Raw genomic sequence first — 13,674 nt, 5'->3', positions numbered from 1 at the left:
TTTGGGTCACCCGTTAGCACGAGAAATTATTTTCGTTTGGGAAAAATGGGGAATGACCGCTAACGTTGGTGCCCGCCTATTGCCAATACGATGACAGGTCGTTGTTATTTTGTTTCAAGTATCGTTTTAATTTTCGTCAGGTCTTTTTCAACCAATTTTGCGTCTTGATTAAATTCTTCTTCTGTCCTGTTTGGCATCCAAAACAAAGTGAAAACTAATTCACTTCCTGTTCCGTTGTCAATAACCCTCATTGAGTTGTTTACTGTTGAAGTGTCAGGAAGAATTACCAAATGGTCTATAATTCCAAATTCATTTTTAGGAACGAATTGAATTTTGATATTACCCAAATCCGTTTCTGCTAACCAAAGGTTTTCCGTCTCTTTGGTCATAGACTTGATAAATTCTACCCAAAGCGGAAAGTTTTCGGGACTTGAAGCAAACTGATAAACTTTGTCTGCTGATTTATCTATTGAAATACTGATATTTTTTACAGGATATGCCATATCTATTTTTGTTGTGTCGTTCCTGTCGTTCAAATTCCCAATGTCAATAAGTGTTTTACGCTATGGTAAGACAGTGAGGCTTTGATGCATTCTTTTAGTTCATTAACCGGGATTTTCTGATTAAGTTGAAAAACAATTGCCCTATTCCCTTCAAATTGGAACTTGTCGTCAAAAACAAGCCTGAATGTTTCTACAAGCCGGCTTGTGCATTGAAAATACATAGCGTATTGGTCAGGTGATTTTGTTTTCCAGTCCATTCGCAAGGTGCTGCCGTTCTTCGTCACAAAACTTGGCCCGCCCCATTTTAAAGTTTCCTCAAGCTCTTTTAGTCCTTCGGTTTCTTCTGCTGTTTCTATAACCAACTCTCTCAAAAAAAGCATTTTATCCCGAACATTATCAGGATACGTGGCAAACACCTGGTTCACTTTGGGGTCTCTTATAATTTTCAACATGCCCATTTTCTATTGTCTTTTTATAAGCCGTTTCGCGTCAGTTCAGTTGCCCGCTACAATGACTGCCAACGTTTTAGGTATTGCCGAATGCGGGGATCCTTAGCGCAAGAATTCAATCGGAGAACGAAAGCTGAACCTTGTACAAATGTCTAATCAAAGCCGTTCAGCTCCCTTTTTGCAATACCTTATTACCAGCAGTATTTATTGTTTTCTTTCAATTTTTACTAATCCTTGTCGTGTCGCTAAATATAAGTTTCCATTATTGTCAAAAGTCATTGTTGAAATATATGAAGTTGGAATGTCAGAGTTCTGATTGTCATAATTTTCCCAACCATCTTTTAAGTCATATCTTACTAAGCCGGCTCTGTCAGTCGAAATCCAAAGAACTTTTTCATTTTTGTCGTAAAGAACACAATTCGTATGGTTAAATGGCATTCCTGAATTTTCGGTTGTGAACTGTTTAAAAGTACCATCTGCGTAACGAACTGCAATTCCTTCGTCATTGTTTACCTTTCCTTTCTCTTTTCTGTCAAACTCATAAAGTGTAAAAAAAAGATTACTATTTTCATCTTCGTCCATTGATGTAATACACTTTCCTTTCAAAATGGTATTTGTGTTTTCAAAATTTGTTATTTGATTATTTTCGCCAATCATTGCTGTTCCGCTAAAAGTACCAATCCAAATTCTGTTTTTTGAATCTCTCTTTGCAAATGTTACTCTGTTTGATGGTAAGTCTTTGAGTTTGCTTTTATTTAGATTTGTCCATTTTCCGTCTTTGTAAATTGTCAAGCCTTCGTCAGAACAGAAAAACACTTCTCCTGTCTGTGTATTATTAACAATTTCATATGCTCCGTCAATTCCAATATCGGTTGAGTCATACTTTGTCCATTTTGCATTGTCAAAACTGTAAATATTATTTTTCCCATAAACCCACTTAACATTATTATTGTCTGTTGACAATGCGTAATAGGCAAAGAACTTTCCTTTGTCTGTTATGTTTTGTTCGGCATTCTTAAATTCTTTTCCGTCAAACGTTACTAAGCCTTCATCTACAGTAAGCCAAATAAGTCCGTTTTTGTCTATTGTGATATTGTCGTTCATATTGTTTGGAAGATTTGAATTTTTATCGTTCCAAACAGTTATTTTATAATTCTTAAAATTTTCGTTTTTATAGTCATAAGTTGTATTGAAAATCTCAGGATTTTTTGGGGCGTCAAACGATTTTTTAAAAGCGTTCATATCAACTCGTTCAATCTGTCCTGAAATTTTGTTGTCGTTTATTACGAAAATCAAATTAATGGAAGATTTTTCTTCTTTCTTCCCACTTGTAATGGCAGGTGTCCATTTCTTGAACTTGTTAAGTTCTTCAATAATTTTCAATGAAATAGGATTGTTTGATTGGTCTGTATGACTTAACACACAAGCTCGACCTTTTGCATCAACAAGAACTTGAAATTTTACAGCACCTTTTATTCCTTGTAAGTTCAATTCCTTGTTCAGTTTGTCTTGCAGTATCGTAAACTCATTTTCTTCATAACCTGCTTTTATGTCTCCACAATCAAGGCAAAACTTTTCAGTCTTACAATTTTCGAGTTTTATCGGGAATAAGTTTTGTGCATTTGCCTGAAGTGTCAAACTTGCGAAAAGGATAAAAAGCGTTTTTCTCATTTACTCTGTTTATTTATTGTAGTGTGTCGTTTTAATATTGCTGGTAACATTTCGATCTGTGCACCTTAGTTTATTTTTAAACACTTCTAAACGCTTGTAAACACTTATAGTCGCTTCCAAGCGTTTACAACAACCAACAAATATATTCCTTACCCGGTAAGTACCTATTTCAACTCCATCTTTACAGGATCCCATTCCACTATCTTTTTTCCAAAATAGCTGTCGTTGCAGGCCAGGCATGGCGCGGCGGCCCGGAATCCAAATACAGGATCTTCTATTACGCTTCTGCCTGTGCGTATGGCCTCAAAGAAATTGGTAAAATGAGCCACATGTGCATCATGCCCCTCAGGCACGGTATACCTTATGGCAGGCTTTCCGGGCTTTTCCCTGTCTTTTTTTGAATACTTCTCATTGTATGCCTGCAATAACTTTTCCTGCATTTGTTTGGGATAAGTTGCCAGCGCATCCCATCCCCCGATTCCCGGGGCCTTGGGCAAAAGATCATGCGTTATGGTCAATGCATTACCCAATTCCATTGCACCTTCATCACCAATCAGGCGTATCACAGAACGATCGCCCATCCCGCTTGAAAAATTAACCCGCAATGTGAGCTGAAATGCAGGGTGTTCTTTCGTTTTAGGATAATCCATTATGGCAGTCATCACATCCGGCACATCCCGCCCGTCTTTCCAGTAACTTGTTTCACCCGAAGCAAAAATCCTCGCCGGGCCTTTTGCTCCTGTGATCATATGTATGCCCGTTAGCAGGTGCACGAACAGGTCGCCCGCTACGCCTGTTCCAAATGCCCTGTAATTCCTCCACCAGAAAAATTGCTTTGCATCATAAGGTTGCGCGGGCATACCGGCAATATAACGATCCCAGTCTACTGTTTCGGGAGAACCATCGGTTGGCATCGTATACTGCCATGCGCCTATTGCACTGTGCCGGTCGTAAGAAGCTTCTATACAATTCAGCTTTCCTATTTCACCTGCTTCGTACAAAGCTTTGGCTTTTTGAGCAGGATGAAGTTACGGAAGGAACACAATTTATAGTTTATGGTTTTTAGTTTAGGATGCTGGATCCGTCAGCCTGATCCCTGTTTGGGTAAACACGATCTTTTGCTGCTTATACAAACTACCGGTTGTCATTTTAAAGGTTTTTTTGCTCATGCCGAAGAAGCTGTAAATATCACCGGGATCCGATTTATCATTGTACGGCAGGTAGCCGTTGTTCTCTTCAAGCAAACGCATGATCTTACCGGCCTCATCCGTCACTTTTTCATAACCCGGTTTGCCGGCTACAACATCTATTTTATGCTCTTCGTTTATGTTTTTAATGAACCCCTTTAATTTGTCACCGGGTTCCATATCCCTGAACACTTCATTGTAATGCAGCACACCCGTATGCCTGTTGTTGATGATCACAAGATAGCCGATATCCGTGCGGCGGTAAACCACCAGATCAACCATTTCCATTTCTTTCACTGTAAGCATTTCATTGTCCAGAAATGCATCAATTTTTTCCGTAGCCGCTACTCTTCCCGTTTGTTCATCAAGATATATTTTTACAAGGTATTTTTCACCTACGTGCATGCGCACACGCTGTTTTGATTTTGGAACAAAAAGATCTTTCTGCAATCCCCAATCCATGAAGGCACCCTGTGGTGTAACAGACACTACCGGCAGCATTACAATATCACCTACTATGCCTGCAGGCTGCTGTGTGGTGGCTATAACACGGCTTTCAGAATCGTGGTAGATAAACACAGTCAGCATATCGCCCACCTTTGTTCCTTCGGGCACATATCTTTTGGGCAGCAAAATACCCTCCTTCCCATCATCAAGGTATACGCCGATGGCAACTGCCCGGATCACTTTCAGTAAATTGTATGCTCCCGGTTTGATCATAAACGATAAAGATATGGCTTTCACTATCAAGTTTTGTATTCAAGCGCTTTAACCTGCTTTATATACGCCGGGGGCAATAAAAGCGATTTCAGCAGCCATTCCATTCCAAGTGCCCGGCATATTTTGTAAAGAAAAAGGGCAGGCGATAATAAGGATGGCCCGTTCAGTTGCAACAATGTCTTCACCCGAAGCGGAACAAGGTGTTTCTGCACTTCCAGCAAAACCAGGTAACGCATCTTTCCAAGACTTCGCCTGTACTGCTTATACAAGTCGGTAGTGTAATCGCTTTTGCGCAGGTCATGCTCAAGATGCCTGCCGTGTATTGCTTCCCATTCATTATATCCGGCCGGAAGTCCCGGTATTTTCATCCGTTCACCCACAACACAAAAAACTTCCACTATTTCTTCCTTTTCGGGCAGGGTTAATTTTCTTTCCAGCATTTCAAAGGCAGCTATAGAATAATGGATCAGCATGAACAATACATCGCGGTAAGCATGATCCGGTATAGTCATTCCGCGCGATGATTCCACTGCCGAATGGATTTTCGACATTTTATCAATGGCTGCATAAGCCTTCTCCTTCCCGGAAAAAATGATCTGCCGCGCATAACCTACGGTAGAAAACAAGCGGCCTATCGGATCTGCAGGAAGCTTTCCCGTAAAATACAACCAGTCCACCGATTTGTTCAATGCAAATTCAGCAGCAGCCCCGGCAAAAATGAACAATACGGTATCTGCCCTGCCCCATATCTTCCTTACAATAGAATCCCGCTCTGTAAAATATTCCATGATCAAAAAGCACTTTGAGATACAAAGTAAATTAATTTTTTCTATTCGTGCCGGCTTTTTTGCAAAACAAAAATGCGCCACGCATTATAGCGCCTTGAGCTGTAGAATAATTTGCTCAGTTCCTGCTTTTGGCCCCAGGTCTTTTCCATCAGGCTCAACGAATCGTGAATTGGTATGATTTTTAATCATTTAATGTTTGTGATCACGCTAAATAACCGCATATACAGCCATTAAAATAAATAACCATGATAAAGAATGCAACAACAGAAGATATGAAGACGCTGACATTATGTTTGAATAAACTTTTGTCCGATGGCTATACCGAGGACTTCAGGGCTGCAGAAAAAGGGCTGCTTTCTATGCAAAGTGAAAAAACCTATACACCTCACCAGATCCATGTGGTAAATTTTTATCGTTTTGAAGGCGCCAGCGACCCGGCAGATAATTCGATACTGTATGCCATTGAAACTTCCGATGGTGTTAAAGGCACCCTCGTAGATGCCTATGGCCCCTATGCAGATCTTAAAGTAAATAAGTTTATGAAAGAGGTGGAAGATATTTCAAAAAAAGATGTTTCGGGTGAGACGGACAGGCAGTAATGACCCATTGATCCGTTAACCAGGCGACAATCCATTTCCGTATGCTTATGTGTTCAGCAGCTTCAGCGCTGCTTTCATATTCATTCCCTTTCCCAGAACAGGCGTAAAAAGGTCGCCTTTCCGCTTAACCCTTTCATCCATGTTTTTAAGTGTAAACTGTTCGGGTCTTAATCCATACTTCACCTCTTTCCACTCCAATGGTGCAGATACGGTTGCCAGGGACTTCGGCCGCACACTGTAAGCACAGGCCAGCGTTTGCCCGATGCTGTTCTGCAGGTAATCAATATATATTTCGCTTTTTTCGCGTTTAGCCAATGAACGCTCAACGGTAGTAATACGCGGCAGTTGCTCATGTACCAGGGTGGCTATAGTTTTAGCAAAGGCTCTCACCTCCTCATAGCGGTATTTTTTATTACAGGGAATATACACATGCATGCCGCTTGCTCCCGAAGTTTTGCAGCATCCCTCAACATTGGCTTTGTCCAGTATTGTTTTGATAACGAGCGCCACATCAATTACTTCTTCAAATGTATTCTTTTCAGAAGGATCAATATCAATTACCAGGTAATCGGGATGATCCGCTCTCGCAATAACCGAATTCCAGGGATTCATTTCAATGCAACCCAGGTTAGCAATAAACAACAGGCTTTTTGCATTATTACATACCAGGTAGTGAACCATCTTATCGGAAGATTCAGCATATACCGCCTCGGTCTTTATCCAGTCCGGTGCAAGTTCGCCCGCGTCTTTCTGGTAAAACCCTTCATCAATTATTCCGTTCGGATTTCGTTTCAACGAAAGCGGCCGGTTTTTCAGGTACGGCAGAATAAATGGAGCCATTGTTTTATAATATGCGATCAGATCGCCTTTTGTGATCCCTTCCTCCGGCCAGTAAACCTTATCCAGACTTGTTAAATGAAGTTGCTGCTTTTTCATGCTCCGGGTTTTACTTTCGTTTTTCATGTTCGCCTATGTCACCTGTCCATTGCTTATGAAGCTTTTCGTTTGGCAGTAGTTCCCAGGCTGGCTTTTAACTGCGACATCAGGTCGCGGCTGCGGGAGTGTGCTACGCGCAAAGCAGGGGCAGTCACCTTTTTGCCTTTGGCTTTTGCTTTGATCAGCTTCATCAGTTTTTCAGTATAAGTGTCTTTGTATTTTTTTATATCAAAATCCGTTGTCAACTGCTGAATAAGCTGAACGGCCATTTTCAGCTCTGCAGGTTTGCTTTGAGTACCTGGTACTTTAATTTCACCCGTATCCCTGATCTCCTGTGCGAAACGGATTTTATTCAATAATAAAATATCGCCGGCAGGCTTAACCAGTACAAGGCTTTCCCTGTTTCGCAATACAAAGGTGCCCAACCCGGCTTTCCCCGTTTTTTTTAATGCATCGCGCAGCAAAGCGTACGCTCTTACACCGGCTTTTTCGGGCTGCAGGTAATACGGCATTTCATAATAGATCCCTTCAATTTCTTTTTCATTTACAAAAGCATCAATAGAAATCGTTTTTGTTTTTTCGGGACTGGCTTTTTCAAAATCTTCGGGGTCCAGTATTACATAGCGGTCATCCATTTTATAACCCCTGATAATATTTTCCCAGGCTACTTCCCTGCCGGTATTGGCATTTACTCTTTTGAACTTAATGTTCGCATGATCTTTTTTATCAAGCATGTCGAGGTCGAGCTCGCTTTGCTGAACGGCGCTGTATAATTTAACAGGGATATTTACGAGACCAAATCCTATGGCCCCTGTCCAGATTGCCTTCATATCGGTTTTTCTCTATGTATATGAAATATTATGCCATCAAAAGTGTCGGTGAGGTTTTCCGGAGCAACAGGGCATCATTTTTGAAATACTTACTTCACTTCCCTTACCGGTGATCCAACACGGATCTACCTGTAGTGTTTGATAGAGATAATGACAGCTAAACAGAATCTGCAAAGGGAGAAAGGGTTTTGGCCTTCGCTAAAACCCTTTTATACGCTGCCCGTATGAGCGCACCCGATACACTTTCTATAACCTACTGAAAAAGATACGCAGGGCAGAAGAGGAGAAAATTACTCCACATGCCTTTGTAGAAAATATTACCCATAATTTTCCTTTTGATCCGCACCCCTGTAAAACCGGGTAACTTTTAAATATCCGTTGGTCTGTTTTCAAATCAACAGTTGCCTGCACCGCCCACCCATGTAAAGTCAACTCTGAATGTTTTGAAGGAAGGTATACCCGCAACAGTGCAATTGCTGTTGGGGCATCACTTTTGAACAGTTACTTTAAAACCGTAGTATGTCGCACCATAACATGCTCTTTCTTAATCAAAGGATCTACGAGATAGGCAGCGCATTGTTTTATTGCATGAATACAACAATAGCCCGCATTCCGGCAACCATCATCAATGTGCTTAAAATAGATGAGGCGGGCAATTTATACACGCTGATCCAGCGCCCCGAATACAGTCTTACTGAAGATGAAATGCATTTTCCCGCACTGTTGAAATTTTATAAAAAAGGAAAACCATTTTTCATGGAAGTGCAGGGCTGCGCCACTTTGCTGAACGATAACGGGCTGTTGAATCAGTTAATGCACTGGCAGGAAAGCATAGATGCTTTGAAAAAAGAAAATATTATTATCATAAAATTAAAAATGGAAAATATACGCTATTACGAATGGAAGCAGCCGTTGCCCCGAAAGGGCATAAAAGGTTTTATAACCCAGGTTTATCAATGGCTGCTGGGCATAAATCCTTTGTCTTTTTCATTGAATTGGAGGCCGGTTGCTGTGCAGCAGCAGGCGGTATAACAGAATTGTATTGAATAATCATTTCACCGGAGTGTTTGGCAGCATTATTGGATATATAACCGGGATCAGAGAAGAACAGGGGTGCGGCAAATGATATAAGACCATTACAACCTTATCTGAACTTCACGTAAACCATTGCTGCTAACTTATATAAGGCAATCAATCAGCCGGGAATTAAAAAAGTTCCCGGTTTTTTTACAGCCCGGGATGATCAATAAATGGTTTAATGTTTGTGGTATTTTCTAAAAAAATTATGAATAACTATCAAAGTTGTATTGAAGCCTGCATGGATTGTATCGCGGCCTGCGAACATTGTGCTTCATCATGCCTGCAGGAAAAAGACGTTAAGGCAATGGCGGCCTGCATCCGCACCGATCTTGAATGCGCGGCCATCTGCAAAGCAGCAGCAACGCTGATGAGCATGGACAGCAAATTTGCTCATGAAACCTGCAGGTTGTGCGCCGACATATGTAATGCATGTGCGGAAGAATGTGAAAAGCACACCATGGATCATTGCAAAAAATGCGCGGCAGCCTGTCGCTATTGTGCGGAAGAGTGCGTCGGCACGGTGGCAGCATAATATTATTGAGCTTTATCAAACTCGGCAAGCATGTCGTCCAATTCTCATTTAACGTACCTGCTGGTAATCGTCCTGTTTACTGTTTCTTACCTGGGCTATCTTTTATTGGGCCTTCCGCCCGCCATTATATATGTCAGCATGGCGGCAGGCATTGTTGTATTCCTTTTCAGGATTGTAAAAGGATACGACTGACCAGGGAGGAGAAGAAAAAAAGCAGGTCATCTCATTTAGCTGAAATGACCTGCCTGAAAAAGATTTACATAGTATCGTCTATAAATTCTTTAACATGATATTGCGGTATTGCACCTGCATAGGCGGACCCACATGCACCTGTATACCCAGTAATCCTTCCATCTTGCGGTGAGTGGTATCATCATCCGTTACATCACTCATCAAAACGTCATTGATATAATGTTGCAAATGATTGCCTTTTACGATCAAATGACATGTATTCCAGTCATTCGATTTGATCAGCGCTTTTAATGAATCGGAACTGCCCAGCGATCCGTCAACCACAGCAGCAGTCCACGCATTTTTTTCAGATTTGCCTTCTGTATTGGGGATCGTTACTTTTTGGCCGCGGTAGGCGAGTGTGGTACGCCCGCGTTCTTCATAATTCTGTCCCGTATAATTGTTTTTTCCGTCAATGTCTGCCTGGTACCCTTTTAATGCATGAGGCACACCCGGAAATACCTCGCTTCTGTAATTGATGCCGCTGTTGCCGGCTTCGGTTATCTTAAATTCCAGCTTCAATTCAAAATCTTTTGGATTGCCTCCCTGGTAAATAATAAATGTATTGCTTTTTAAAAGCCTGTCGGGCGTTACCTCGCCTACCAGGCTCCCATCTTCCGCCCTCCAGTAAGCGGTGTCACCTTCCCATCCATCAAGTGTTTTGCCGTCAAATATTTGTTTAAATCCATCATCCGTTGCAGCAACTGCAGTATCGGCTTCTGTTTGTTCATTATCCGGAGTTGCACCCGGGTTACAACTACTCATTATAAGACCTGCAATCATTATCCCAAAGCAGTAGTTAATTTTTCTTGCCATTTTTGTTTTTTTAAAGGTAAAATTTGTATACCGCAACAAGCTAAGAAAAAAATCAGGACAGCACAAAACAATTGCTTATATACTTTTTCCGTAGTGAATACCCGCATGTATAACTGCCGTTTGCAGCGTATCCGGCACAGGACGGCACAGGACAGGACGCCGCAAAAATAACCGGTGGCAACGCCCCAAAACTGAATGCTGCAACAGCACGTGGTCATGCTTCAAACCCGCATTGTACATGAGTTAAACAGCTTGTGAGACTTGATTGCAGACGAGTAAAAATCCATACCTGTTTTCTGCCCTGCTTTTATTGCAAAAGAGAAGGAGGAAAAGTTAACATTAACTCTCTATATCTACTTTTTTTGTCGGGGGATTTTCCTACATTAGAACCTCAATTAAAATTAATGATTGCTTAAAAATAACGGCTTGGCAAATCACACCTGGACGGATAAAATTTCCACATACACACAGTTGGGCGGTATTGAAACGGCGGTACTGGATAATGGCTTATCACGGGACACCCGTATTGCATGGATCAATACCGGTACCGGTTTGCGCTATAAAGTGGTTATTGACCGTGCAATGGATATTGCAGATGCGTTCTATAACCAGCACAGCCTGGCATGGCTCAGCCATTCGGGCGTTAGCGCTCCACAGCCTTTTTCAAATAAAGGAGCAAACTGGCTTAAAACATTTGGTGGCGGATTGGTTACTACCTGCGGGTTAACCCATGTGGGCGGGCGCGAGTCGGATGAATATGGTGAACGCGGATTACACGGGGCAATAAGCAATATCCCCGCAGCTATCGAATCTGTAATACAACCCGATCCTGTTGGAGGCAAAATGGAAATGAGCATAACCGGCATAATAAAAGAAAGCCAGGCATTGGGTACCCGGCTTGAGCTGCGGCGAACAATTTCAGGAAAACTCGGGGAGGCATTCATTCACATTCATGATGAGGTAAGCAACAGGGGCAACACTGCTGCCCCGCACATGCTGCTGTATCATTGCAATCTGGGTTGGCCGCTGGCAGATGAGGGTTCAAGATTGATATGGAACGGGCAATGGCAGGCCCGCGATGCCAATCCCAAAATATTTACGAAAGGAAATGATTTCTGCGCCTGCATGGCACCTTTGGATGAACATAGCGGCGGCGGGGAAGAAGCCGCTTTTATTGATATTGCATCAGATAGCAACGGACAGGCTGTATGCGGCTTATACAATGCGCAGTTAGGCATCGCCGTTAGCATCCGTTTTTCAAAGACGCAACTGCCCTGGTTAACCAACTGGCAGCATTGGGGAAAGGGTGAATATGTTACTGGGCTTGAACCGGGAACACATCCGCCCATCGGGCAGGCACAGGCAAGAAAGCAGGGTACACTCATTTATCTTGCCCCCGGTGAAACGCGGCAATACGACCTGCGCTTAGAAGTCTTGCACCGGCAGGAACACATTGGCAATTTTTTAAAAACATATGATAGCTGATTAAAAACCAATTTCAATTTCACACAATGGAAAAATTAAGTGTAGCACAAAAAGCTTTGGACCAGGGAAAAGGAATTCTGCGTTTGGCGCCAACCTGGGTGCCCAGGTCGTTTTGCGTGCCGGGAAGAAGGATCAAATTACATCCCGATGATTACTATGTACTGGGTGGGCAACGCGGAGGTATAGACGAACGCTGGTTCTCCTCCACCACACCGGCAAAAAACGGGCCCCTCACCGGCGAAAATGAAGGATTAAGTCCTGTTGTATTTAACGACGGATCAAAAACGGTGCAAATATTACTGAGAGATGCCGTGAGCGAGCTCAAAGGCGCTCTCATCGGTGAAAGACTGTGGAAGGAATATGGATCCTGGCCCATGTATTCAAAGTTTTTCGACAATATGGGACCACTCCCCCACCATATCCATCACAATGATGAAAAGGCAGCACTGGTAGGACAGGCAGGGAAACCGGAAGCTTATTATTTCCCGCCGCAGCTAAATAATCATGGAGGCGATTTTCCATATACTTTTATGGGTATTGCGCCGGGCACCTCCAAAGAGCAGATCAAAGAATGTTTGATGAACTTCAGCAAAGGTGATAATAAGATCACGAACTTTTCACAAGCTTACCGCCTGCAACCGGGCACCGGCTGGGATGTGCCTCCGGGATTATTGCATGCACCCGGCAGCTTGTGCACTTACGAACCACAAAAAGCCTCTGATGTGTTCGCTATGTACCAAAGCCTGGTGAATGAGGCCATCGTTCCTGAAGAACTGCTTTGGAAAGATACGCCTGCAGACCGCATAGGCGATTATGATGCATTGATAGAAGTAATTGACTGGGAACTGAACGTAGACCCCGATCAATACCAGAACAGGTTTATGGCACCCAAACCCGTGAAACCATTGAATGAGATGGAAGCACAGGGTTATATAGAGAACTGGATCTGCTACAAATCGGATGCCTTCAGTGCAAAAGAACTGACGGTTCTTCCGGGTGCAACGGTAACGATAAAAGATAGCGGCGCCTATGGCATTATTGCCATGCAGGGTCATGGAAAGTTTGGGGTTTGGGATATAGAAACCCCGGCGCTGATCCGTTACGGGCAATTGACCGATGACGAGTTTTTTGTGAGCGAGCAGGCGGCGCAGGAAGGCGTTACCATTGTAAACTCTTCGGCAACTGATCCTATTGTAATATTAAAACACTTTGGACCAGGGAATCCTGACCTGGGGCCGGGAGGAAAGTGAATTGTGAATAGTCAATGGTGAGAGGTGAGAAGTGAGAAGTGAGAAGTGAGAAGTGAGAAGTGAGAAGTGAGAAGCGCTATTCACTATTCACCATTGACTATTCACCATTTGACTATCCCGTTGCTCACAAAGCCGATCCGGCATATTATAGTTATCTTACAGCAGTGATAGATAAAAATCACAAATCACAAATCATAAATCGAGAAGATATGAACAACTATCCAAAATTGCACAATGCCACATGGCCTGGCGTAGTAGGAAAGGGACCGGACTCCGAGCCGCCGTTATTGATTGAAACCATGCTTGAGTATACAGCCAAAGCAGAAGTGAACGGCGTAAAGTTCGATGGTGTGGATGTAGGCTTGTTTGATCCGTCCATTGATCTGAGTGATCCTGACGGCCCTAAAAAGCTCGCAGATAAAGTAGCCAGGCACAATCTTGTTATCGGAAGCGTGGTTGCTCCTATATGGGGCGGACCGGTATTGGGCACTGCCGATGATCGCAAAACATTTTTAGAGGAAGTGCGCAAAAGCTGCGTGTTCGCGCAAAAGCTGAATGATATCGGTATCCGCAAATACGGCATCGTACGCATTGATT

Annotated in this window: 15 protein-coding genes and 1 pseudogene; 7 read left to right on the top strand and 9 right to left on the bottom strand. The window is 42.8% G+C overall.

Annotated elements, in window-relative coordinates; all coding sequences use genetic code 11:
- Positions 1-104 precede the first annotated feature (104 nt).
- The 6 genes from PLH26_RS14220 to PLH26_RS14195 form a co-directional block, all read right to left on the bottom strand.
- Entirely contained in the window at positions 105-503 is a 399-nt protein-coding gene (locus PLH26_RS14220; protein ID WP_324586693.1) for a hypothetical protein, read from the bottom strand.
- A gap of 29 nt (positions 504-532) precedes the next feature.
- Positions 533-883 carry a DUF1801 domain-containing protein gene (locus PLH26_RS14215; protein ID WP_324586694.1) on the bottom strand — a complete coding sequence of 117 codons (351 nt, stop codon included), beginning with the start codon at positions 881-883 and terminating at the stop codon, positions 533-535.
- Between the two features lie 273 nt (positions 884-1,156).
- Positions 1,157-2,623: a ligand-binding sensor domain-containing protein gene (locus tag PLH26_RS14210; protein WP_324586692.1), complete on the bottom strand. Its 1,467-nt coding sequence runs from the start codon at positions 2,621-2,623 to the stop codon at positions 1,157-1,159.
- Between the two features lie 164 nt (positions 2,624-2,787).
- Positions 2,788-3,624 carry a Gfo/Idh/MocA family protein gene (locus PLH26_RS14205; RefSeq protein WP_324586691.1) on the bottom strand — a complete coding sequence of 279 codons (837 nt, stop codon included), beginning with the start codon at positions 3,622-3,624 and terminating at the stop codon, positions 2,788-2,790.
- Between the two features lie 66 nt (positions 3,625-3,690).
- Positions 3,691-4,554 (bottom strand): CvfB family protein, encoded by an 864-nt coding sequence (locus PLH26_RS14200; RefSeq protein ID WP_324586690.1) that lies wholly within the window; start codon positions 4,552-4,554, stop codon positions 3,691-3,693.
- A gap of 2 nt (positions 4,555-4,556) precedes the next feature.
- Entirely contained in the window at positions 4,557-5,318 is a 762-nt protein-coding gene (locus tag PLH26_RS14195; RefSeq protein WP_324586689.1) for an oxygenase MpaB family protein, read from the bottom strand.
- A 245-nt stretch (positions 5,319-5,563) separates the two neighbouring features.
- On the opposite strand from PLH26_RS14195, the gene PLH26_RS14190 reads away from it, so the two are divergent.
- Positions 5,564-5,917 (top strand): hypothetical protein, encoded by a 354-nt coding sequence (locus tag PLH26_RS14190; protein WP_324586688.1) that lies wholly within the window; start codon positions 5,564-5,566, stop codon positions 5,915-5,917.
- A gap of 45 nt (positions 5,918-5,962) precedes the next feature.
- Here PLH26_RS14190 and ligD read toward each other — a convergent pair whose 3' ends face one another.
- Positions 5,963-6,853, bottom strand: a complete 891-nt coding sequence (ligD, locus tag PLH26_RS14185; RefSeq protein WP_324586687.1) for a non-homologous end-joining DNA ligase — start codon at positions 6,851-6,853, stop codon at positions 5,963-5,965.
- A gap of 53 nt (positions 6,854-6,906) precedes the next feature.
- Positions 6,907-7,683, bottom strand: coding sequence for a non-homologous end joining protein Ku (gene ku / locus PLH26_RS14180; protein ID WP_324586686.1), 777 nt, complete (start codon positions 7,681-7,683; stop codon positions 6,907-6,909).
- Between the two features lie 519 nt (positions 7,684-8,202).
- On the opposite strand from ku, the gene PLH26_RS14175 reads away from it, so the two are divergent.
- The 3 genes from PLH26_RS14175 (at position 8,203) to PLH26_RS14165 (ending at position 9,487) form a co-directional block, all read left to right on the top strand.
- The gene (locus tag PLH26_RS14175; protein ID WP_324586685.1) at positions 8,203-8,715 is read left to right on the top strand and encodes a hypothetical protein; all 513 of its coding nucleotides are present in this window, start codon (positions 8,203-8,205) and stop codon (positions 8,713-8,715) included.
- 253 nt (positions 8,716-8,968) lie between these two features.
- On the top strand, positions 8,969-9,295 hold the full coding sequence (locus PLH26_RS14170) for a four-helix bundle copper-binding protein (protein ID WP_324586684.1): 327 nt from the start codon (positions 8,969-8,971) through the stop codon (positions 9,293-9,295).
- Between the two features lie 30 nt (positions 9,296-9,325).
- Complete coding sequence (locus tag PLH26_RS14165) at positions 9,326-9,487, top strand: hypothetical protein (RefSeq protein WP_324586683.1); 162 nt, start codon at positions 9,326-9,328, stop codon at positions 9,485-9,487.
- 78 nt (positions 9,488-9,565) lie between these two features.
- On the opposite strand, the gene PLH26_RS14160 is transcribed toward PLH26_RS14165, so the two are convergent.
- Positions 9,566-10,342 (bottom strand): 3-keto-disaccharide hydrolase, encoded by a 777-nt coding sequence (locus PLH26_RS14160; RefSeq protein WP_324586682.1) that lies wholly within the window; start codon positions 10,340-10,342, stop codon positions 9,566-9,568.
- Between the two features lie 426 nt (positions 10,343-10,768).
- Between PLH26_RS14160 and PLH26_RS14155 the strand changes: the two genes are divergently transcribed.
- The 3 genes and pseudogenes from PLH26_RS14155 to PLH26_RS14145 form a co-directional block, all read left to right on the top strand.
- On the top strand, positions 10,769-11,827 hold the full coding sequence (locus PLH26_RS14155) for an aldose 1-epimerase family protein (RefSeq protein ID WP_324586681.1): 1,059 nt from the start codon (positions 10,769-10,771) through the stop codon (positions 11,825-11,827).
- Positions 11,828-11,853: 26 nt separating this feature from the next.
- Positions 11,854-13,077: a hypothetical protein gene (locus PLH26_RS14150; protein WP_324586680.1), complete on the top strand. Its 1,224-nt coding sequence runs from the start codon at positions 11,854-11,856 to the stop codon at positions 13,075-13,077.
- Positions 13,078-13,286: 209 nt separating this feature from the next.
- Positions 13,287-13,674: pseudogene (locus PLH26_RS14145) on the top strand (sugar phosphate isomerase/epimerase); the annotation flags it as partial.

The organism is Agriterribacter sp., from assembly GCF_035444585.1.
In the GTDB taxonomy this organism is placed as follows: domain Bacteria; phylum Bacteroidota; class Bacteroidia; order Chitinophagales; family Chitinophagaceae; genus Agriterribacter.
The sequence above is the reverse complement of the archived record's forward strand: the minus strand, read 5'-3'. Positions and strand labels throughout refer to the sequence as shown.

Coding starts and splice junctions, on each gene's coding strand:
- PLH26_RS14210 (WP_324586692.1), bottom strand. CDS start 2,623: ATGAGAAAAACGCTTTTTATCCTTTTCGCAAGTTTGACACTTCAGGCA.
- ku (WP_324586686.1), bottom strand. CDS start 7,683: ATGAAGGCAATCTGGACAGGGGCCATAGGATTTGGTCTCGTAAATATC.
- PLH26_RS14165 (WP_324586683.1), top strand. CDS start 9,326: ATGTCGTCCAATTCTCATTTAACGTACCTGCTGGTAATCGTCCTGTTT.
- PLH26_RS14170 (WP_324586684.1), top strand. CDS start 8,969: ATGAATAACTATCAAAGTTGTATTGAAGCCTGCATGGATTGTATCGCG.
- PLH26_RS14175 (WP_324586685.1), top strand. CDS start 8,203: ATGTCGCACCATAACATGCTCTTTCTTAATCAAAGGATCTACGAGATA.
- PLH26_RS14150 (WP_324586680.1), top strand. CDS start 11,854: ATGGAAAAATTAAGTGTAGCACAAAAAGCTTTGGACCAGGGAAAAGGA.
- PLH26_RS14215 (WP_324586694.1), bottom strand. CDS start 883: ATGCTTTTTTTGAGAGAGTTGGTTATAGAAACAGCAGAAGAAACCGAA.
- PLH26_RS14190 (WP_324586688.1), top strand. CDS start 5,564: ATGATAAAGAATGCAACAACAGAAGATATGAAGACGCTGACATTATGT.
- PLH26_RS14195 (WP_324586689.1), bottom strand. CDS start 5,318: ATGGAATATTTTACAGAGCGGGATTCTATTGTAAGGAAGATATGGGGC.
- PLH26_RS14220 (WP_324586693.1), bottom strand. CDS start 503: ATGGCATATCCTGTAAAAAATATCAGTATTTCAATAGATAAATCAGCA.
- ligD (WP_324586687.1), bottom strand. CDS start 6,853: ATGAAAAAGCAGCAACTTCATTTAACAAGTCTGGATAAGGTTTACTGG.
- PLH26_RS14160 (WP_324586682.1), bottom strand. CDS start 10,342: ATGGCAAGAAAAATTAACTACTGCTTTGGGATAATGATTGCAGGTCTT.